We start from the raw sequence: 20519 nt of genomic DNA on the forward strand, positions 1-20519 counted from the left end.
AGAGCATTGATCAGATCAGTCGTGCGCGGCACGGGCGCCGCGCTGCCCCGCCGCATTATGAAGAATGCCGATTTTGAAGGCATGGTCGAGACCTCGGACGAATGGATCGTCCAGCGTACCGGTATTCGCCAGCGCCACATTGCGGCCGACGACGAGACGACGGCCTCTCTGGGTGAGGCGGCAGCGCGCGCAGCCCTCGACAGCGCCGGCCTGACGGCTGACGACATCGACCTGATCGTGCTGGCGACCTCGACGCCCAACAACACCTTTCCCGCGACCGCAGTCGAGATCCAGAACCGGCTCGGCATGCACCACGGTTTTGCCTTCGACCTGCAGGCGGTCTGCTCGGGTTTTGTCTATGCGGTGACGACCGCCGACCTCTATATCCGCGGCGGCTTGGCCAGACGGGTGCTGGTGATCGGCTCGGAAACGTTTTCGCGCATTCTCGACTGGAACGACCGCTCGACCTGCGTTTTGTTCGGCGACGGCGCCGGCGCGATAGTGCTGGAAGCAGGCACGGGGGCAGGCGGCATCGCCGACCGAGGCGTTCTGGCGGCCAGCCTGCGCTCCGACGGCATCCACAAGGACAAGCTTTTTGTCGACGGTGGGCCGTCGACTACCGGAACGGTCGGGCACCTCAGGATGGAAGGCCGCGAAGTGTTCAAGCATGCGGTCGGCATGATCACCGACGTCATCGAGGCGACGTTCGCACAGGCCGGCATCAGCGCCGCTGATCTCGACTGGTTCGTGCCGCATCAAGCCAATAAACGAATTATTGATGCTTCGGCCAAAAAGCTCGGGATAGAGGAGCGGAAGGTGGTGGTGACCGTCGATTTGCACGGTAACACATCGGCTGCTTCCGTGCCGCTGGCACTATCCGCGGCCGTCGCCGACGGCCGCATCAAAAAGGGTGACCTGGTGCTGCTTGAGGCGATGGGCGGCGGCTTCACCTGGGGCGCCGTCCTGCTGCGTTGGTAAGTGCCGAACTAACGGGTTCGGGTCCTTGACCTTGACGGATCAATTACTTAGGTTCTGCCGTTGCTTGTATCGATTTTATTTTTTGAGCTGATGGGACGGTTCGTATGGGGGGAAAGACACTTACGCGCGCCGACCTCGCCGAAGCCGTTTACCGCAAGGTTGGGCTGTCGCGTACTGAATCGGCCGAGCTTGTCGAGGCGGTGCTGAATGAGATCTGCGAGGCGATCGTTCGCGGTGAGACGGTGAAACTGTCGTCCTTCGCGACCTTCCATGTCCGTTCCAAGAACGAACGCATCGGGCGCAATCCCAAGACCGGTGAGGAAGTGCCGATCCTGCCGCGCCGGGTGATGACCTTCAAGTCATCGAACGTGCTGAAGAACCGCATCCTGCGCTCCCATCAAAACAGCAAGGCCAAGGGCAGCAAGTAGATTCCCGATCTCCCTTGCCGAGAATCCATGCTTCAGGCTTCGGTTGAAAAACGAAGCCTGCTTTTACGCCGGGCTTGAATATTGTTTCATAAACCGCTGAAATAAGATGCGATTCGGCAGGCCGGATCGGTATTTGGGTGTGATCCGCCCCGGTGGACGGAAAAGCTGCTCTCTTTGTTTTACCGTGATGTTGCCCAAAAACCGGTCCCCGCCTTTCGCGATCATGCTCTAGCGTGAGGATTCGCCCATGGACAAGAGCCCCGATGCTTTCCGCACCATCAGCGAGGTCGCGGAGGATCTGGATTTGCCGCAGCACGTGCTGCGCTTCTGGGAGACGCGTTTCAACCAGATCAAGCCGATGAAGCGCGGCGGCGGCCGCCGCTACTACCGGCCGCAGGACGTCGAGCTGATCAAGGGCATTCGCCACATGCTCTACGATCAGGGCTATACGATCAAGGGCGTACAGAAGCTGTTGCGCGAGAACGGCAACCAGTTTTTGATCGCCGTCGGCAATGGCGACATGGCGGCGGTCGAGGCGATCTCGCAGCGCCGGCAGGCTGACGCGGTACCGCTGACGCAAGCGGCGCAGCCGCGCGGCCCGGACGACGAGATGCTGGTCGGCCAACCGAGGGTGAAACCCAGCCGTCGTTTTTTCGGCATCGGCAAGACCGACGAGGAAGGCCCGGTTCCGCCGGACACGTCAAAACTTTCCCGTGATAATCGCGCATTGCTGCAGGAGGCGCTGTTCGACCTGCTCGAATGCAAGCGCCTGCTCGATCAGGTTCGCTAAAGCCCGCCGGGGCTGGCCGGAACGGTCTTCGGGGTCATGCGTTAGGCTTCCTTCTGCAGATGAAGGAACCACGTCATGGCATCGCTTTCGAGCATCTCCGACACCGATCTGAACAAGCAGGTCGCGGCCCTGACCAGGGAACTGGCCACTTTGAAGAAAGCCGTGTTGAAGCGGGGCGGCGCCTATTACGAAGACGGTCGCGATACCGCGTCGGACTATTATTCGGATATCGCCGAGCGTCTCGGCGACACCTTGCCGGCAATCAGAAGGCAAGGTCGGGCGATCGAGAAGACCGCCCGTGATCACCCGGCGACGGCGGCCGCTGTCGGGCTGGTTCTGGTCGGGCTGGTCGCCAGTCTCTTCCTCGGTGGCCGGCAGCAAAAAGCGCCGCGAGCGCGTTCAAGGTAGAGGAAATGCGGTGGTCAGCGGGACCGCCGCCATTTCGTCGACGCGGCAAACCCGGCAAGCTGGCCGCCCTTGATCAAAGACCAAGAACGCCTGCTTGCCGGCTGTCTGTCCCAAGGCGTTTTCAGTACTTCTTCGCCACGACCTTCTTGTGATGATGGCGATAGTGGTGGACGCGGTGATGGTAGTGATGGCGGTGATGCTTCTTGACGGTGGTGTGCATCGTCGCTGCACTCGCGCTGCTCGCGCCGATGATCGGCATCGAAAGGGCAAGTGCGATTGCAAGTCCAAGGGCGGAGAGAAGAGACTTCTTCATGACATCGTTTCCTTTTTGCGCAGGGCGAATTTGAGCGTCACCGATTCAGGTCGGTGACTCGAGCACTGCGGTCAGGACTATCGCCTTGGAGTTTTTCGGCAGTTTTTCCGGCCTGTAGAATTTTGTTTCCGAACTGTGTCTGCCGACGATCAAGCCAGATATGAGCGCGCCGGCATCCGCCATTCATTCCGGCGTCGGTTCACGATGCCGTGACGCTATCTTTGATGCTTGGCAAATCACCGGCGAGCGGGCATTCTCCCGATCGTCTCAGGCAACAACATGATTTGATCTAACTCTTTCATCCCACGGAGTTGCCAATGCCCCAAATAGCAAAACGCGAACCTTACTCCGAATTGGCGGCGAGCGCGGTTACGCCTGAACGCAGTGCCGTCCGAACCGCCCGGGAAGCCCGTGGATACAGCATCGAAGAGCTGTCCCTGGCGTGCGGGCTGGCAGCCTATGAGATTGCCGACATCGAAAGCGGCAAGGATGCCGATCCTTNAAGAGCTGTCCCTGGCGTGCGGGCTGGCAGCCTATGAGATTGCCGACATCGAAAGCGGCAAGGATGCCGATCCTTCGAAACGTCGGCGTATTGCCTCCGCGCTTCAGCTTCCGGAAAGCGCTCTGTTCGACGAAGCCGTGTTGCCTGCGAAAAGGCGGTCCGTGTCGTAGCGGCGTGCCATGCGTTTATTCGACGAGCTCGCCATGGGTTGCCCTGGCGAGCTTCGTTTTCCGGCCACGTAGCGGACTTGCCGGCCGCCACGGCGACGCGAGACGGAAATCGCCGGAGATGAGCCTCGAATCCGTTCGCGCTTTCTTCGTCGCCCACGCGCCCGAAATCGACGTCATCGTTACGCAAGCCAGCTCGGCGACGGTGCCTCTGGCTGCCGAAGCGCATGGCGTAGCGCCGGCGCAGATTGCCAAGACGATCTGCCTGCGCGCCGGCGACCAGACGATGCTGATCGTGGCCAGCGGCATCTCCAGGCTGGACAATCGCAAATTCAAGGACCGGTTCGGCGGCAAGGCGCGAATGCTGGATGCCGAGCAGGTGCTCGCCGCGACCGGTCATCCCGTCGGTGGGGTGTGCCCGTTCGGCCTACCGGCACCGCTCCCGGTGTACTGCGACGTCTCGCTGCGCGCCTTTGACGAGGTCGTCCCCGCCGCAGGCGCGACGAACGCCGCCGTCCGGCTCAGCCCGCAACGCATGGCCGAACTCGTCGACGCCGAGTGGGTGGATGTCTGCCAGTAGCCCTTTATCCGGGTCGTGGGATCCGGTGAGCGTTACCGCTATTCGGTCTTCTGTGGCTCTTCTTTCTTGATCGTCTGAGCGTCCGCGGCTGTCGACATATCGGCCTTCTCGACGCTCGCTGTCCTCGTCTGCGTGTCGACCGATGCCTGGACCTTTGAATGCGCGGGGCAATCCGCAGAGGCAGCGGATATGGACAGGGTCAGTGCGGCGGCTGTTGCGAGGAATGTCTTCATGATCATTCTCCTCTTTCATTGGATATTCGTTGGGAAGATTAGCCCGTCTGGCACCGACCGCAAAATCACATTTGTTCACGCGCGCCCTTGCGTGCACGGAAGCCTACGCTGGACCAATAATTCAAATGGTTGCGCGGATAGCCGCTTGCCGTATCAAAACCCACTGCCTCCGGCCGGAGGATTTTTGGCGTAAAAAATCTCGCCGCTCAGAGCCAGTCTCAAATCTTCGGCGCTGAGCTGACCACTTTCGAACAAATCCATCACCCTGCGGCCGAGCACTTCTCTGCCTGGATCGCCGTCAGCGAGGCCTAGTTCACGGCATCGGGCATCAAGTGCTTTGGCCAACATGGTCAGCTCGGCAGGACAGGTAGCTCCTTGAAGCGACATTGCATCTCTCCCGAAAAGGCCGAAAGGGCGTGTCATCTTCGAAGCGTCCGCTCGCCCTTACAACTGCGGACGACGGCAATTCAACTAGAGCCAACCTTTTTCGAACTCAACATTCGAACGTATTAAAAACGCCGCCCGCGCTCCAATGGGAGGATCCTGCTACAATACGGTATGGCCGTCCGTATAGCGGTTGTCCTAATGCTTCTTTTCGCCTTCGCCTACGGTTTCGCAAAACTCGTGGAACATTATGGCAGCGTTCGCGACAGGCCCTCTCCGTGTGAAGAATTGCCCTATCCTGATTGTCCTGACCCAAAAGCTCCTCCCCGGGAAGAAACTAAGCCTTGAGCAGGTGCTTGTTTGTAGGCGGCCTCATGGCCATGGCACCGGAGTTCGCCCACCGCCAGCGGAACAACAAGTCTTTCGGCTCGTTTAGGTAAGTAGCCCCGCACGGAAGCATCAAGCACCGTAGCGGAAGGTTGCCTCGCTGGAGGATTGCTATATGGGAAAGCAACTTTTATNCCGCACGGAAGCATCAAGCACCGTAGCGGAAGGTTGCCTCGCTGGAGGATTGCTATATGGGAAAGCAACTTTTATCTGCTGCGACAGGAATCTTTCTTTTCGTAGGTATCGGAACCGCCGCTGCTCAGGACGTCATCATTCAGCCTGAGCAAGACACGGTGATCCGGGAGTATGTAAAGAAGAAGCCGGTAGCATCCCTGAGCCTTCCCGGTGTTGAGCTCAACATTGGCACCGCTCTGCCCGACACAGTCGAGCTTTACGAAGTGCCGGACGTTCAGTACCGCTATGTAGTCGTCGAGGGACGAACCGTCCTGGTTGATCCAGGTACCCGCAAAATTGTTAAGATCTACGATTGATTTTCTGCCTGAAGCCCGCCGTGCCGAAAAAGCGGCGGGCTTGTTTGCGTTCAGCCGCCAATCGCGGTAGCGGACGATGCGCTCGCGTCCTCACGGAAACCGGAGGGGTGAGCTGCCACGTTTCGTTCCCAGGCCGCCAGCATCCAGGTTGGGTTCTTCATGCTTGCTGCCATTGATCCTTCCGGCATTCCCGCAAGCAACGAGGGCCGGGCACGTTGCGCTTGCTCGACTTTCCTGACCCCGTCGCTGCCGCCCTGAAAAAGTTTCAGGCCAAGCCGGCCGCCGGCGTTGAACCAGTTCGTTCCAACCGCCGGTTGGTGGACGCGCTACCGCTCATGCGCCTAATGTCGACTTGATCCGCGCGCACCTGGCAAGCCCGCCCACCCGAGTCCCCCGCCTGGTGCAACAGCGCTTGATCGGCCCCGCCGTACTTCATGTGCGGCGGGTTTTTATTTACTCGATGGAACAACCCGGCCGGCGCGACGGTTCATCTCAACGCAGCAAGTCCCTCCTCATAAGAATTGCTGCCAGATCGGGTTGCACCGATCTGCCCGCGTCCTTCTCCCGGAAGGCGCGAGCTTTTTGCATGCTGGTTTGGGCTATTCCACATTGACCTGGCGAGCGAAGCCCTTGGTCGAAATCGTGTTGCGCTGGCTGCAATGCGGCTATTCTGTATGGCCAGTTGGGGGAACTGGCTAAGCCTTTGGATTTAATGGTCGGAGTGGCCGGATTCGAACCGACGACCCCTTGACCCCCAGTCAAGTGCGCTACCGGGCTGCGCTACACTCCGGACCGGTCGCGATGTATCGTGATAGACTGGGTCCGGTCAACCGAATTCGGCTGCTGTCCGGCCTGAAGCAACAGCAACGGAGATTGCCGGTCGCCGCGCCGCCCGCAACTGCCACTGATGGCGGTATTCCAGCGCGATGGCGCCCCAGATCAGGCCGAGCAGCAGGTAGACATGCCGCCAGTGGTCGATGTCGATGAAGGTGCCGAGCCCGATATTGCCGATGAAGGCGACATAGGCGCATAGCAGATAAGGCTGCCAGGGCCGGTCGCGCAGCAGAATGCGGAAGCCGGCGGCGATCGTCCAGCACGTCAGCGTCAGGAACGACACGAAGCCGAGCCACCCGTAATCCATCAGCATCTTCAGCCAGATGTCGTGCGTGTCCTCGCCGAACATCTTGCCGAATACGAGCGGGCCGATGCCGAACGGATGCTCCAGCGCCATCTGAAAGCCGATCGTGTAGCGGGCGAAGCGGCCGAGGCGGGCGGTGTCGTAGCTTTGTTCGAGTTGCGCGCGATTCGAGAACATCTCCGCCACGCCAGGCAGTTGCAGGATGACGATCATCGCAATGACCAGCAGTCCGACGGCGGCGATGGTCATGACGACGACGCGCAGCCGGAATTTGCCGCTGGCGCTCTGCAGGAACAAGGCCCCGGTCAGCAGGATCGCCGAAACGGCGAACATGCCCCAGGCGCCGCGCGAAAAAGAAAAGAAGATGCCGGCGGTGATGATCAGCAGCGGCACCGCCAATAGAGGCATGCGCGCGATCGAGCCGGTAAGCAGCAGATAGAGCAGGTAGATGCCCGGCAGCACCAGGAACGGCCCGAACACGTTCGGGTCCTGGAAGGCGCCGGCGGCACGGTCGTATTTGGTGAAGATCTCCGCTCCTGGAAAGGCATGGAAATAGCCGGCTATGCCGACCAGCGAAGTCAGCACTGCCGACACGACATAAGCGACGAAGATCACGCGGTAGAGACTGGGCTGGACGGCCGTTACGGAAGCGAAGAAAACCGCGGTGAGGGTCAGGAACAGCGAGACGGCGAGATAGAGCGGCGTGGCGGCGAGGTCCGACATCTGCGTCATCGAGATCATTCCGCCGATGTTCATGATCATCAGCAGCACCAGAAGTGGCACCGCCGCGCGCTGTATGCGTATGCCGAACAAGGGCCACACCACGATCAGCCCGATCATATAGAGGTCGTATGGCGCCGGCTCGGCAATAACGAAACCGGACAGGAAGACGCCGAGGAAAACTGCCCCTGACGCAATCAGCGCAATGAGCTTGGCGTTGACCGCCGCCGCCGGCAATTCGTAGGCCGTCGCGCTCAATACGCATTTTCCGTGTTGAGCAGGCGGATCGGCGTCAGGAACAGGATTCTCAGGTCGAACAACAGCGACCAGTTCTCGATGTAATAGAGGTCGTATTCCGTGCGCATGCGGATCTTCTCGTTGGTGTCCATCTCGCCGCGCCAGCCATTGATCTGAGCCCAGCCGGTCACGCCGGGCTTGACCTTGTGGCGGGCGAAATAGCCGTCGACCACCTCATTGTAGAGAAGGTTGTGCGACTGCGCGGCAATGGCGTGCGGGCGCGGCCCGACCAGCGACAGCGAACCGAACAGCGAATTGAAGAACTGCGGCAATTCGTCGATCGAGGTCTTGCGGATGAAGCGGCCGACGCGGGTGACGCGCGGATCGTTCTTGGTCACGGTCTGCTTCGCCGTCGGGTCCGCCTTGTCGGTGTACATCGAACGGAACTTATAGACGTCGATGATTTCGTTGTTGAAGCCGTGCCGCTTCTGGTGGAACAGCACCGGGCCCTTGCTGTCGAGTTTGATCGCGATCGCGGTCGCCAGCATCACCGGCGAGAACACGATGATGCCGATGATCGAAAAGACGATGTCAAAGGCGCGTTTCGCGACCGAATCCCAGTCGTTGATAGGCTTGTCGAAGATATCGAGCATCGGCACCGAGCCGATGTAGGAATAGGCGCGCGGCCTGAACTGCAGCGCATTCGAATGCGCCGACAGCCGGATGTCGACCGGCAGCACCCACAGCTTCTTCAACAGTTGCAGCACGCGCGATTCGGCGGTCAGCGGCAGCGAAACGATCAGCATGTCGATGCGTGCGATGCGGGCAAATTCAATGAGCTCGGAAATCGTGCCGAGCTTGGGATAGCCGGCGACAACCGGCGGCGAACGCTTGTCACCACGATCGTCGAAGATGCCGCAGATGCGGATGTCGTTGTAGGGCTGCTTTTCGACCGAGCGGATCAGCACCTCCGCCGCCTTGCCGCCGCCGACGATGACGGCGCGGCGCTCCATCCGCCCGTCGCGCGCCCAGCGCCGGATCAGCTTCGACATCACCAGCCGGAGACCCAGGATCAGCACGAAGCCAATAACGAACCACGTGCCGAAGAGCAGGCGCGAATAGTCTTCCGACATTTTCATGGTGAAGGCGGTGAGCGCCATCAAGGCGAAGGTTCCGGCCCAGACCAGCAGGAGGCGGCCGAAATTGGCGATCGGCCGCATCAGCGCGACAATCTGGTAGCAGTCCGTGACGTCGAGCAGAACGACCGCGAGGAACGAGGTGGCGGCGATCGTCAGCGAGTATTGCCAGGCAAGATAGTTGAAAAAGCCGACATAGTAGAAATAGACGGCAAGACCCGACACCAACAGCAGCGCGAATTCCACCATGCGCAGGACGCCGCTGACCATGATCGGCGACATCGTATCGCGCCGGTATTGCGAGGCGACCTGACGGGCAACGTCGTTCATGCCACCGGCCGTGTTGTTCTCGGCAGGGGCGTCGAATTTGCGCACCGCGTCTAGCGAAAAACGGCGCGCGGGGTCGATTTCGTTCATGGGGCGTCCGTAGGTTTCCCTCAGGTGAATAGCAAAAGAGAGCTAAGAAACCCTTGAAACAACAGATGGCTTTGGAGACGCTTTCACCGGGGACCTTTTGCAGCCGAGTGGATATCAGTTGCCCTATTGTTTGAGCGCGGCGAAATAGGCCTTTTCGATTTCGGCGGCCATTACATCGGCGCCGAAGCGTGCCTTGAGGTCGGCGGCGCCGGGCATCAGGCCTTTGTAGGCGTCGAGATCGGCCAGAGCGGCGCTTATCTTGTCGCCAAGTTCGCGCGGGTCGGGCCGGATCAGGGCAGGGGAGCCGGTGTCGAAGATTTCCGGTATGCCCCCGACCGACGTCGCGATTAGCGGCTTGCCGGCGGCAAGCGTTTCCAGAACGATATAAGGCATGGCTTCCGCGCGCGAGGGAACGACGACCAGCTTGGCCAGCGTGAAGGCGAGCCTGGCTGGCATCGGCGGCAGGAAGCTGACCTCGAGGCCGAGCTGATCTACCTGGGCGCGATAGCGCGGCAGGTCGTCGCCATCGCCGACCATCAGCGCTTTCAATGGGCGACCGAGCCGTGTTGCGGCTCGCCCCAGTGCATCGATGAAGATGTCCGGGCCTTTGAGGTCGCGCATCATGCCGATATAGAGGAGGTCAACGGCATTGTGCTCGGTCTGCACCGGCTCGAACTCGGCGGCGCGCAGGCCGTTGTGGACGAGAGCGTTCGGAATGGGCGGCTCGCCGACCTTCCTGCGATAAGTCCGCCGCTCATAATCGGAAACAAACAGCAGGCAATCGGTGAAGCGAGCCATGAAGCGCTCGAGCGCGAAGAACAGCTTCCCCATCGCGGTGGTTTCGTCATAGTGGAGCGAGCCGCCATGCGGCGAATAAAGGCGGGCTACGCGAGACCTGGATACCCGCAACAACGAGCCGAACAGACGGGCATAGGCGCCACCTTTGGCGCCATGCCCGTGCAGCACGTCCGGCCGCAATTCTTTTATGATCCTATAGGTGCGTCGGGCCGAAGCGAGATCGCCTGGCCCGACATGCCGCTGCATCGGTGTGCGATGAATGCCGAGCGCCAGGCTGCCTTTCATCTGTTCGAACAGCCGTTCCTCGAAATCGCCGCCAGTCGTCGAATCGCAGACGATGCCGACGGCATGGCCGGCGGCGACCTGAGCCTCGGTCAGGTCGCGCACATGCCGGAAGATGCCTCCGACGGGTGAGCGAAAGCAGTGGACGATCCTGAGTGTGTCCGCCACTTGGTCAGCACATCAAAACAGGCGTTCGCGAACATAGACTGTATCGCCGGGCAACAGCGGGTCGGAGGTCACCACGCGTCCGGTTATGACCTTGCCGTTGATGTCGCGGGTAATGTCGACGCTTTCCTGGTTGGCGCGTGGCGTGAAGCCGCCGGCGATGGCGATGGCTTTCTGCACGGTCAGGCCCGGAACGTAGGAATATTGGCCCGCCGCGCCCACTTCACCCATGACGAAGATCGGCCGGTAGCGATCGATTTCGACCGAAACGTCAGGATCGCGCAAATAGCCCTGGCGCAGTTTCTCGGCGATCTCGCCCTCGAGTTGCTGGGCGGTGTGGCCGCGCGCCGGCACGTTGCCGACGAGCGGCAGCGAGAGATAGCCGGATTGGTCGACGCTGTAGGTGTTGGTCAATCCTTCCTGCTCGAACACGGTGACGCGGACGCGGTCGCCGGCACCGAGGCGATAGGGCTGGTCGAGCACTTCATGGAAGGCGGCCGGCGTCGGCCGGTAGCTTGAGCAGCCCGAAAGCATCGATACGGCAAGCAGCGCGCGGAAAAGGGGAGCAGTGCTTTTCATGAGCGGACACGTACCTTTGAATAGCCGGCGACTCTGCGGCAAACCTTAACGATCGAGCTCGGTTATCATCCTGTTAGGGTTAATGGCCGGTAAAGGCGCGCGGCCGATGCAGGCCCGATCGACAAATGCAGATGGTTTTCAGCCTCTTGTTTGCGGCTTGTTAGTAGAGCCTAACAGGTGCTTACCGCGTTATTAACGGCTGAGTTACCATAGTTGTTTACGGTGCATGCTGACTCAGTACCGGAGCAGGGATGCATGTCCGTTCAATCCGCGGCCGCAGATGTCGACGTCGATCTCAGGCAGCTTTTCGCCAGCCTGGCGCGAAACTGGCTGCGCATCCTTGTCGTCGCGCTGGCTGTAACCGGCCTGGCCTTTGCGCTCGCCTGGCTTGCAACGCCCGAATACAAGGCGGCAGCCAAGCTGGAGATCGGGCCTCGAGAATCGGAGTTCACGCGGCCAGCCGGTGCCGCCGGCAACGAGCGGTCGATTCCCGACGAAGAGGCTGTGGCCACCGAGGTCCAGATCATTTCGTCCCCTGACATCCTCAAACAGGTGGCGGCGAAGCTCAACCTCGCGAAATTGCCCGAATTCGACGAGGCGCTGAAGATGTCGGCGCTGAGCCGCACCCTTGTCCTCGTTGGCTTGAAAAGCGATCCCTTCGAGATTCCGCTGGAAGAGCGCGTGCTGGACGCAATGCATGACAAGCTCAACGTCTATGGCGTTGAAAAAACCCGCGCGATCGCAATCGAGTTCTCGTCAGAGGATCCACAGCTTGCCGCCGCAATCCCGAACGCCATCGCAAACGCCTATATCGCCTCCAAGGGCAACGCCAAGCTCGAATCGAATTCCGCCGCCACCGACTTTCTGGCGCCGGAAATCGCGGACCTGCAGAACCGGGTGAAGGAGGCGGAGGCCAAGGTTGCCGCATTCCGTGCGCAGTCCGATCTTTTGATGGGCGGCAACAATTCGGTGCTTGCCACCCAGCAGCTGTCCGAATTGTCGAGCGAACTGTCACGGGTACGCGCCAACCGCGCTTCGGCGGAAGCGACCGCCGACAGTGTGCGCAGGGCGTTGCGCAATGGCGAATCGCTGGATGCCGTTCCAGAGGTGTTGTCTTCCGACCTGATCCAGCGCCTGCGCGAGCGGCAAGTCGAACTCAAGAACAACATCGCCGACCTTTCCACCACCTTGCTCGACAATCATCCGCGCATCCGTGCGCTGAAGTCGCAGCTCGCCGATCTCGACCGCCAGATCCGCAACGAAGCGGAAAAGATCATGAAGGGTCTGATGGCGCAGGCCGAGACGGCGAAGGCACGAGAGGCTCAACTCGTGGCCGACGTCAACACCCTGAAGGCGGCGTCCGCCCGCGCCGGCGAAGAGCAGGTGGAACTCGATGCCCTGCAGCGCGATGCCGCGACCAAGCGCCAGCAACTCGATCTCTACTCGTCCAGCTATCTCCAGGCGGCCGCACGCAAGGATCGTAACTACCTGCCTGTCGACGCTCGCCTATTTTCGGAGGCCCGGGCGCCGACCGAACCCTATTTCCCCAAGATTGGTCCGATTGTCGGTGCGGCCTTTGTCGGCTCGTTGCTCCTCATGGCGATCGTCACGTTGCTGCAGGAACTGTTTTCCGGCCGCGCCATGCGTCCGGCCGCCGGTGCCCATTTCGAACGCATCGAGCAGGTTGCGATGCCGGCTGTCCAGGCCGAACGCGTAGTGGCCGAGCCCGGCCCGCCGGTTGCCCGGCCCGAACCGGCAGTCGCCGTGATCGACCGGCTCGGTGAGTCCGACAACAGTGTCACTGAAACCAAACTGGAGCCGGAACCCGTCGCGGTGGCGGAAGCGGCTGCCGAGAAAATCGAACCGGAGTACTCTGAGATGGCTGCTGCAGACATTGAACCGGCACGTTCCACCCTCGGTGAGGTCGACATCGACAAGGCCGCGGAAAAACTGATCGCCACCGGTGCCGCCCGCGCCATATTCGTGTCGCCGGAAGGCGACGAGGCGGCTGCCTCGGCGGTGCTGGTGGCGCGCGCAGTCTCTGACGCCGGGCTACGCGTGCTGCTGCTTGATCTCACCGCTTCGGGTGCTGCCTCGCGGCCGATGCTGGACAGCGGGCTGTTTCCGGGCATCACCGATCTGCTCGCCTCGCAAGCGCAGTTCAGCGATGTGATCCACCCCGATCTCTATTCGGACTGCCACGTGATTCCCGTCGGCACAGCCGATCCGGTCCGTGCCATGCGCGCCGCCGACCGGCTGCCGATCATCATGCAGTCGCTGACCACCGCCTATGACCTGGTCGTTGTCGAATGCGGGCCAGCGGACGCGCAAGGCATCAGCCGCCTAGTGGGCGAGGGCACCGAGGTGCTGCTCTCCATGCTGGAGCCGGACGACGAGGTGACGCAAGCCGCAGTCGCGCTCATCGAGAGCGGCTATCCCGACCTGACGCTGGTCACGCCAATCGGCCATGTGGCGCCGGGGCCAATGCCGGGGCGGCGCTCGGCCGCCTGAGGCAGTTTTCTCAAATCGAAATCAGCTGTCGTCTTCGCCTGCGGCCGGTGCTGTCTGCCCCACGGCCTTGCGGCGCAGCAGCTTGGTCAGCTTCCAGACCATTGGGCTGTGCTTGATGAATGCTTTCAGGCTTGCGCCGTGCCTGAGCGCAAGCGCCAGCGCGCGGCCCTTCAGCGTCAGCGGAACCAGCACCTCGAAATGCTGCGTTTCGACATCGCACCACAATCGCTTATAGGGTTCGTCGCCGACTGAGAAATCATAGATTTCAAAACCCGTCTCGCAGGCTTCCTGGATGTTCTCGAAGAACAGGAAGTCGCCGGGGCTGGTGTGTGCGAGGTCGTCCTCGGCGATCGCCCCGAATTCGCAGATCAGCCGCTTGCCCGAGCGGCTCGACCCGGTGACCGCACGAAGCTTGCCGGCGACTTCCAGCCCATGCAGCACGAAGCACGGGTTTTCCTCTTGAAGCGCTTCGGCAAACAGCGAGCGGAAAAAAGCGCGCACCTCCGCTTCACCGAAAACATTGACGATGCCCATCTTGCGGAAGCGGAATTCCTTCATCTGGAAAAAGGCGTCGAGCAGCCTGTTCACCTCGTCCGCAGTCCTCGCCTCGATGCGACGATAGCTGCCGACGGCCTCGAACTTGCGCGCCTGCGAGCGATGCTTCTTGCGCCTGCGCTTGCCGCTCACGCGGGTGAGCAGTGCATCAAACCCTCCGACAAGACCGGCGGCCAGCGACAGATTGGGGCTCGAAAAATGCGGCAAGGCGGAGAGCGGGTTGGCAACGCCGTCGAGATCAGGCAGCAGCCGCTCTAGCGCGACAAGATCGATGTCGCGCCGCGCCTTGGCAATCGCGGCCAGCATCGAACGGATCGCCGCGATATCGGCATTCGCCAGCCATTGCAGGTCGGCAGCGGCAAAATTGCCGTTGGCATGGCGCCCGCCCATGAAGCGCGCAACGCGGAATGCTCCGCTGCGGGTGACCTCCAGCGCCAGCGAGAAAACCGGCCTGTCGTCGGCGCGCAGCGTCGCAACGACAACGTCGGCGCCGGTATGTGCGGCCCAGTTCAGGATCCAGCCTGCGCTCTGCGCCGGGGCAAAAAGCGCCGAACGGCAGAATTCGGCGTACGCCGCCAGCGCCGCACTATCGGCAACCGAGGTCGACAGGCCGGCTTTGCCGGCCGGCAAGGCACACGGCGACGCCTCGCTGCTTGCCAGCCGATTGCCGTCAAATGACGCGGTGGCGTCAACCATACCTCAATCCTTAGGGCGTATTCGTCGCGATTGGGGGTCCGCGCAGGCGCATTCCATGCTTGATGAGCTTAGGCGCAAAAGGTGAATGAATGATCGACGGGGGCGAGGCAATCCGCAAACTGGCGCTCAATCTCGCCCGCTATTCCGGTCTTGCGCCGCTGGCCAAGCCGTTCATCGGCGGCCTTGGCGCCATCCTGATGCTGCATCGGGTCACCGCGACGCCGGAAAAGCCGAACGGCGTCAACCGCCACTTGAACATCGCGCCTGGGTTCCTCGACATCGTGATCGCCGACATGAAGGCGAACGGCTACACGTTCGTTACTCTGGACGAGGCAATCGAGCGCATCAAGGCTGGCGACAAGGACGGCCAGTTCGCGACGATCACCGCCGACGACGCCTATCGAGACAACATGACCGAGGCGCTGCCCGTGCTGGAGAAGCACGGCGCGCCGATCACCATCTACGTCGCGCCGGGACTGATTGATGGCGCTGCCGATTTGTGGTGGGACGTGGTCGAGGACATCGTCAATGCGCGCGATCGCCTGACGCTGACGACGCCGGACGGCCCGGTGACGATCGATTGCTCGAACCCAGGAAAAAAGGTCCAGGCCAATGCGCGCCTGCACGCTCATCTGACGCTGAAGGTGCGCGAGCAGGACCAGCGTGCGGTATTGCGCGATCTGGCGCGTTCGAACGGCATCGAGTTGGGCGGTTCGCGCCCGAACACGCTGATGAACTGGGACGAGCTCCGCACCATGGCCGCGCACCCGCTGGTGACGATCGGAGCGCATAGCGTCAATCATTGCAATCTGAAGCGGCTTTCCGAGAGCGACGCGCGGCATGAGATCGGCGACGTCAAGCGCATATTGCAGGCCGAACTCGGCGAGGAGCCGCGCCATTTCGCCTATCCCTACGGTTATGCCAGCGCCGTCGGCCGTCGCGAAGTGGGCCTTGTCCGCGATGCCGGCTATGCCTCGGCCGTGACGACCCGCCACGGCATACTCCGCGCCGAGCATGCCGGGTTCCTGCATGCCCTGCCGCGCATTTCGGTCAATGGCCGCTATCAGAGCGTCGCCCACATCCGAACAATGTTGTCGGGCGTGACGACGCCGCTGGCCAATGCCGGCAAGACGGTGGTGACGATCTAACTGTTGCCTCGGCCCTTCGGCCGCGGCTCCAGGATCAGCCATTTGATGATGCCCATCGCCGGCAGCACCCACAAAAGCCCGCTCAGCAGGAAGAAGATGAAGTGCGCCAGCGGCCCGGACTGTGACAATTGGGCGACTGCCACGATCGAGGCGACCATCGCATAGACGACGACCAGCAGTACCAGCAGGAAGCTTCCGATCAGCTTTTTCAGGCGAATGGGCATAACGCGATCTCGTTGATCGCTATCGCTTAAGCCGAACAGCCAATACGCGCAACCCGCCAGAAACGGCGCGACGGCGTGCCGCGCTGTCCGGTCTTGCAAGCCGGGTTGCGATGGTTCACCAATCCGCGACTTCAACTGCCGGGACAAAGCCATGGCTGCTGCCAATGCTGTGCCTTTCGCAGCCCGCGATAGCGACCTTCGCAACCGCGCGCTGGTACGTGGTTGGCTCTATGTCGTGCTCCTCGTGCTGTTTGCGCTGGTGGTGGTCGGCGGCGCTACGAGGCTCACCGATTCGGGCCTGTCGATCACCGAATGGCAGCCGATTCACGGCGTCATCCCGCCACTCAATGATGCCGAGTGGCAGGAGGAGTTCCTGCGCTACCAGCAGATCCCGCAATATGCCGAACTCAACAAGGGCATGAGCATCGAGGCGTTCAAGTCGATCTTCTGGTGGGAGTGGGTGCACCGCATCCTGGCGCGTAGTGTCGGCGTGGTCTTCGCCCTGCCGTTGCTGTTCTTCTGGGCGACGCGCCGCATCGAGCGCGGCCTCGGCACGAAATTGTCGGGCATCCTCCTTCTCGGCGCCCTGCAGGGCGCGATAGGCTGGTGGATGGTGGCGTCCGGGTTGGCCGACCGGGTTTCGGTCAGCCAATACCGGCTGGCGACGCATCTGACGCTGGCGGCGCTGATCTTCACGGCGACCATGGTGGTCGCGCGCGGACTGGCCCCACACTCCGAACCGGCCGCCGACCGATCGACGCAACGTCTGGCCGGCTTTCTGGTGCTGCTGGCGCTGGTCCAGATCTATCTCGGCGGGCTGGTCGCAGGGCTCGANAACGTCTGGCCGGCTTTCTGGTGCTGCTGGCGCTGGTCCAGATCTATCTCGGCGGGCTGGTCGCAGGGCTCGATGCCGGCTTGAGCTACAACACCTGGCCGCTGATGGACGGCAAACTGGTCCCCGGCGACCTGCTGCTGCTCGAGCCGGCATGGCGCAATTTCTTCGAAAACCCGAAGACGGTGCAGTTCATCCACCGGGTCGGCGCCTACACGATCTTCGCGGTCGCGCTCTGGCACATGATTGCGACACGCCGGCGTCTGCCGGGCACGACGCATGCCCGACGCGCGACGCTGCTGTTCCTGATTGTCGTGGTGCAGGCGTCGATCGGCATCGGCACCCTATTGATGCATGTGCCGCTGCACATGGCCCTGACGCATCAGGCATTCGCGCTGTTCCTGCTGGGTTTTGCCGCCGCGCACTGGCGCGGCACCAAGGGCGCTTATCCGCTGCCCCACGAGATTGCTCTCAGAGGCTGAGCCGCACCGTCCGGATCGCCATGGCGATCGCCAGCTCGCGGTCCTCGTCGACCGCATTGCGATCTTCATGATGCCATGCAGCCGACAGGCAGCCATAGGCGATGGCGTGGTCCAGTATCGCGGGCGGCGACTGGCCGAGCGTTGCGGCAAAGACTTGCGCCATATGGCCGATCCGCCGCGTATCGAGGCAAAGATCGTCTCGGTCGAGTGGGTTGTAGAACATGTTGGCCGCGTCGAAGCCGGGGTCGCCGAGAACGCCCTTCGGGTCGATCGCCAGCCAGCCGCGCGGACCGTGCATGACGTTGTCGTGGTGCAGGTCGCCATGCAGCGGCCGCACGTCATGCGGATTGGACAGCAGCCGTTCCGCGATTTCGGCTGCTTCGACATACAGGCTCTTTTCGCCGGCGGCGCGATCGGCCTTGGCCTTTTTGAACAGGCTGGAGAACCGGGTCCGCAACGGCTGGAGATCCGGCGGGGCAGGGTGCTTCGACGGCGAGACCAGTCTTGCCATTACCTCGGCCGCGATCGCGGTGGCGGCATTGTCGCCTTGTTCGGCAAGATGGTGTGACAGCATCCTGTCGCCGGCGTATTCGAGCAGCATGCGGTGGCCGTCGCGGCCGAGCAGCCGCACCGCGCCTTCGCCGCGTCGCCAGGCGAGGAAATGCTCGCCACGCAACTCGTCCTCGACATCGTCGAAAGGCTTTAGATCCTTGACGATTGCCGGTGAGTCGTCCTCGCGAGCAACCTTCCAGATGCGGCTGCTGAAGGTTTCGGCGATGAGTTCGGGCGCGCCGACCTTCCAGCGCTTCGGAAATGCCGGCGCATCCATTCAGAGGCCGAGCATCAGATCCATGTTCTGCACGGCTGCACCCGAGGCACCCTTGCCGAGATTGTCGTAGACGGCAAGCAGCAGCGCCTGCGCCCTGTCGTCATTGGCAAAGACATAGAGCTTCATCCGGTTGGTGCCGTTGTAGATCTCCGGATCGATGTCAGGCATGCGTTCCTGATGCAGATACGGCGCCACCTCGACCACGCCACGATCAATGGAAGCAAAATGGTCGGCGATCGCCGCGTGAAGCTCAGCGCCGGTCGGTACATGGTCGAGACCGCCGAGTTGCAGCGGCACTACCGTGATCATGCCTTGCGCGAAATTGCCGACTGCCGGCTGCATGATCGGATCCTGCGAAAGCCTGGCATAGGTCCTGAGCTCCGGCACGTGCTTGTGCTGCAGCGTCAGCCCGTAGGGCAGGAATTCCGACGCATCCTCGCCCTTGGCGACATAATCCTCGATCATCGGCCGGCCGCCGCCGGAATAGCCAGAAATGCCGTTGACGGTGACCGGAAAATCGGCTGGCAACAGCCCCGCCGCAACCAGCGGCCGCAGCGTCGCGATCGGTCCTTGCGGCCAGCAGCCCGGATTGGCGACGCGCTTCGCCGAAGCGATCTTCTTCGCCTGGTCCTTGTCCATTTCGGCGAAACCATATTCCCAGCCCTCGGCGACGCGATGTGCCGTCGAGGCGTCGATCACCTTGGTGGTGTCATTGGCGATCAGCGAAACGCTTTCCTTGGCTGCCGCGTCCGGTAGGCAGAGGATCGCGACATCGGCGGCATTGAGGAACTCGGCGCGCGCTGCCGTTTCCTTGCGGCGCTCAGTCGGGATGGAGATGATTTCCAGGTCGCCGCGCTCGGCAAGCAGCGCCCTGATCTGCAGACCGGTGGTGCCGTGCTCGCCGTCGATGAAGATTTTCGGTTTCATTGCCTGCCAAAATTCCTGTTAGCTATATGCCGCTTGCCTGATTCAATCCGGCAACGCTGTGATTGCCCTGGTTCATTTCCTCGAGCCGGGCCTTTCGTTCCGCCAGCAGCCCGAGATAGTGCATGGCCACCATCGAGCCGGCAATTGCCGTTATATCGGCGTGATCATAGGCTGGCGCAACCTCGACGACGTCGGCGCCGACGATATCGACCTGGTTGATCTGGCGCAGCACCGACAGGATCTTTGCCGAAGACGGGCCTCCCGCTACCGGCGTTCCGGTGCCGGGCGCAAAAGCCGGATCCAGGCAATCGATGTCGAAAGTGACGTAGGTCTTCTTGCCGCCCGTACGGTCGACGATGGCATAGGCGATGTCGGACGCCCGCATTTCCTCCACTTCATGGCCATACAGGATCTTGATGCCGAACGTATCGGGCGCGTGGGTGCGGATGCCGATCTGGATCGACCGGTCGGGGTCGATGATGCCCTCCTTGACCGCACGGCCGACGAAGGAGCCGTGATCGATGCGCTTGCCGTCGTCGGGCCAGGTGTCCTGATGAGCGTCGAACTGCACCAGGGCCAGCGGGCCGTAGATGGCGGCATGCGCCTTGAGCAGCGGCCAGGTGACGAAATGGTCACCGCCGAGCGATAGCAGAAAGGCGCCGGATTTCAGGATCCTCGCCGCTTCGCGTTCGATCGTGGCAGGGGTCTTCTGGTGATTGCCGCTGTCGAGCAGGCAATCGCCAAAATCGACCACGGCAAGCTGTTCGAACAGGTCGCGCGAAAACGGATATTGCGGATCGTTGTCGAGGATGGCCGACGCGCGGCGAATCGCCTGCGGTCCGAAACGCGCGCCCGGCCGATTGGTGACCGCCGCGTCGAAGGGAATGCCCCACACCACCGCCTCGGCGCCCTTCACGTCCTTCGAATATTTGCGCCGCATGAACGACAGCGCGCCGGCATAGGTCGGCTCGAACGACGCGCCCGTCCTGGAGCGGGTGGTGAAGGCGTGATCGATGGTCCTTGGCGGCATGAAGCGATCTCCTGTGCGTCGACGCGCAACCTTATTGGCCATAATTCTCAGAATTGCGACCCCTTCGGAAGAACATGGCTATTCGGCCCGGTCACAAATCCTTGCTTGCCAGGAGAGCCCCGCATGGCTGGCCCGGAGATTGCCTAGTTAGC

General features: G+C 61.9%; 20 protein-coding genes, 1 tRNA gene and 1 pseudogene. 9 read left to right on the plus strand and 13 right to left on the minus strand.

The annotated features are described in order from the left end of the window. Window positions 1-6 precede the first annotated feature (6 nt). From X760_RS44840 to X760_RS44855, 4 genes are all read left to right on the plus strand, one after another. Window positions 7-978 carry a beta-ketoacyl-ACP synthase III gene (locus tag X760_RS44840; protein ID WP_023717291.1) on the plus strand — a complete coding sequence of 324 codons (972 nt, stop codon included), beginning with the start codon at window positions 7-9 and terminating at the stop codon, window positions 976-978. 104 nt (window positions 979-1082) lie between these two features. Next, window positions 1083-1406 carry an integration host factor subunit alpha gene (locus tag X760_RS44845; protein WP_023717292.1) on the plus strand — a complete coding sequence of 108 codons (324 nt, stop codon included), beginning with the start codon at window positions 1083-1085 and terminating at the stop codon, window positions 1404-1406. A 247-nt stretch (window positions 1407-1653) separates the two neighbouring features. Beyond that, the gene (locus X760_RS44850; RefSeq protein WP_023717293.1) at window positions 1654-2196 is read left to right on the plus strand and encodes a MerR family transcriptional regulator; all 543 of its coding nucleotides are present in this window, start codon (window positions 1654-1656) and stop codon (window positions 2194-2196) included. Window positions 2197-2271: 75 nt separating this feature from the next. Continuing rightward, entirely contained in the window at window positions 2272-2604 is a 333-nt protein-coding gene (locus X760_RS44855) for a hypothetical protein (protein ID WP_023717294.1), read from the plus strand. Between the two features lie 121 nt (window positions 2605-2725). Here the strand turns inward: X760_RS44855 and X760_RS44860 are convergent, their stop codons facing one another. Next, window positions 2726-2917 carry a hypothetical protein gene (locus X760_RS44860; protein WP_023717295.1) on the minus strand — a complete coding sequence of 64 codons (192 nt, stop codon included), beginning with the start codon at window positions 2915-2917 and terminating at the stop codon, window positions 2726-2728. A gap of 790 nt (window positions 2918-3707) precedes the next feature. On the opposite strand from X760_RS44860, the gene X760_RS44870 reads away from it, so the two are divergent. Continuing rightward, on the plus strand, window positions 3708-4166 hold the full coding sequence (locus X760_RS44870; protein ID WP_023717299.1) for a YbaK/EbsC family protein: 459 nt from the start codon (window positions 3708-3710) through the stop codon (window positions 4164-4166). Between the two features lie 38 nt (window positions 4167-4204). Here the strand turns inward: X760_RS44870 and X760_RS44875 are convergent, their stop codons facing one another. Together X760_RS44875 and X760_RS0137065 are read right to left on the minus strand one after the other, a co-directional pair. Further along, window positions 4205-4399, minus strand: a complete 195-nt coding sequence (locus X760_RS44875) for a hypothetical protein (RefSeq protein ID WP_023717300.1) — start codon at window positions 4397-4399, stop codon at window positions 4205-4207. A 153-nt stretch (window positions 4400-4552) separates the two neighbouring features. Continuing rightward, window positions 4553-4786, minus strand: a complete 234-nt coding sequence (locus X760_RS0137065; RefSeq protein WP_031193496.1) for a hypothetical protein — start codon at window positions 4784-4786, stop codon at window positions 4553-4555. A 575-nt stretch (window positions 4787-5361) separates the two neighbouring features. Here X760_RS0137065 and X760_RS44880 point away from each other — a divergent pair. Next, entirely contained in the window at window positions 5362-5661 is a 300-nt protein-coding gene (locus X760_RS44880) for a DUF1236 domain-containing protein (RefSeq protein WP_023717301.1), read from the plus strand. 713 nt (window positions 5662-6374) lie between these two features. Here the strand turns inward: X760_RS44880 and X760_RS44885 are convergent. From X760_RS44885 to X760_RS44905, 5 genes are all read right to left on the minus strand, one after another. Further along, window positions 6375-6451 (minus strand) — tRNA-Pro (locus X760_RS44885). A 36-nt stretch (window positions 6452-6487) separates the two neighbouring features. Next, a complete protein-coding gene (locus X760_RS44890) occupies window positions 6488-7777 on the minus strand; it encodes an O-antigen ligase family protein (RefSeq protein ID WP_023717302.1) in 1290 nt (429 codons plus the stop codon). After that, a complete protein-coding gene (locus X760_RS44895) occupies window positions 7774-9309 on the minus strand; it encodes an undecaprenyl-phosphate glucose phosphotransferase (protein WP_023717303.1) in 1536 nt (511 codons plus the stop codon). The genes X760_RS44890 and X760_RS44895 overlap by 4 nt, the downstream gene beginning before the upstream one ends. A gap of 123 nt (window positions 9310-9432) precedes the next feature. Further along, entirely contained in the window at window positions 9433-10557 is a 1125-nt protein-coding gene (locus X760_RS44900; protein WP_023717304.1) for a glycosyltransferase family 4 protein, read from the minus strand. Between the two features lie 12 nt (window positions 10558-10569). Continuing rightward, window positions 10570-11133: a polysaccharide biosynthesis/export family protein gene (locus tag X760_RS44905; RefSeq protein ID WP_023717305.1), complete on the minus strand. Its 564-nt coding sequence runs from the start codon at window positions 11131-11133 to the stop codon at window positions 10570-10572. 255 nt (window positions 11134-11388) lie between these two features. Here X760_RS44905 and X760_RS44910 point away from each other — a divergent pair, with 255 nt between their 5' ends. Further along, window positions 11389-13644 carry an exopolysaccharide transport family protein gene (locus X760_RS44910; RefSeq protein ID WP_023717306.1) on the plus strand — a complete coding sequence of 752 codons (2256 nt, stop codon included), beginning with the start codon at window positions 11389-11391 and terminating at the stop codon, window positions 13642-13644. A 21-nt stretch (window positions 13645-13665) separates the two neighbouring features. Here X760_RS44910 and X760_RS44915 read toward each other — a convergent pair whose 3' ends face one another. Then, on the minus strand, window positions 13666-14895 hold the full coding sequence (locus X760_RS44915) for a GNAT family N-acetyltransferase (protein ID WP_023717307.1): 1230 nt from the start codon (window positions 14893-14895) through the stop codon (window positions 13666-13668). Between the two features lie 89 nt (window positions 14896-14984). Between X760_RS44915 and X760_RS44920 the strand changes: the two genes are divergently transcribed. Next, window positions 14985-16043, plus strand: coding sequence for a polysaccharide deacetylase family protein (locus tag X760_RS44920; protein WP_023717308.1), 1059 nt, complete (start codon window positions 14985-14987; stop codon window positions 16041-16043). Here the strand turns inward: X760_RS44920 and X760_RS44925 are convergent. Beyond that, window positions 16040-16267, minus strand: a complete 228-nt coding sequence (locus tag X760_RS44925; protein ID WP_023717309.1) for a DUF2842 domain-containing protein — start codon at window positions 16265-16267, stop codon at window positions 16040-16042. The genes X760_RS44920 and X760_RS44925 overlap by 4 nt on opposite strands. A gap of 151 nt (window positions 16268-16418) precedes the next feature. Between X760_RS44925 and X760_RS44930 the strand changes: the two are divergent. Next, a pseudogene (locus X760_RS44930) lies at window positions 16419-17581 on the plus strand (COX15/CtaA family protein). Here X760_RS44930 and X760_RS44935 read toward each other — a convergent pair. From X760_RS44935 to speB, 3 genes are read right to left on the minus strand one after another with little or no spacing between them, the layout of a single operon-like run. After that, window positions 17571-18410, minus strand: coding sequence for an aminoglycoside phosphotransferase family protein (locus X760_RS44935; RefSeq protein ID WP_023717310.1), 840 nt, complete (start codon window positions 18408-18410; stop codon window positions 17571-17573). The pseudogene X760_RS44930 and the gene X760_RS44935 sit on opposite strands and share 11 nt — an antisense overlap. Then, entirely contained in the window at window positions 18411-19337 is a 927-nt protein-coding gene (gene argC / locus X760_RS44940) for an N-acetyl-gamma-glutamyl-phosphate reductase (protein ID WP_023717311.1), read from the minus strand. A 22-nt stretch (window positions 19338-19359) separates the two neighbouring features. Further along, window positions 19360-20367 carry an agmatinase gene (speB, locus tag X760_RS44945; RefSeq protein WP_023717312.1) on the minus strand — a complete coding sequence of 336 codons (1008 nt, stop codon included), beginning with the start codon at window positions 20365-20367 and terminating at the stop codon, window positions 19360-19362. Between the last annotated feature and the right edge of the window lie 152 nt (window positions 20368-20519).

Origin of the sequence: Mesorhizobium sp. LSHC420B00, assembly GCF_000503055.1 — a bacterium.
Taxonomy (GTDB): domain Bacteria; phylum Pseudomonadota; class Alphaproteobacteria; order Rhizobiales; family Rhizobiaceae; genus Mesorhizobium.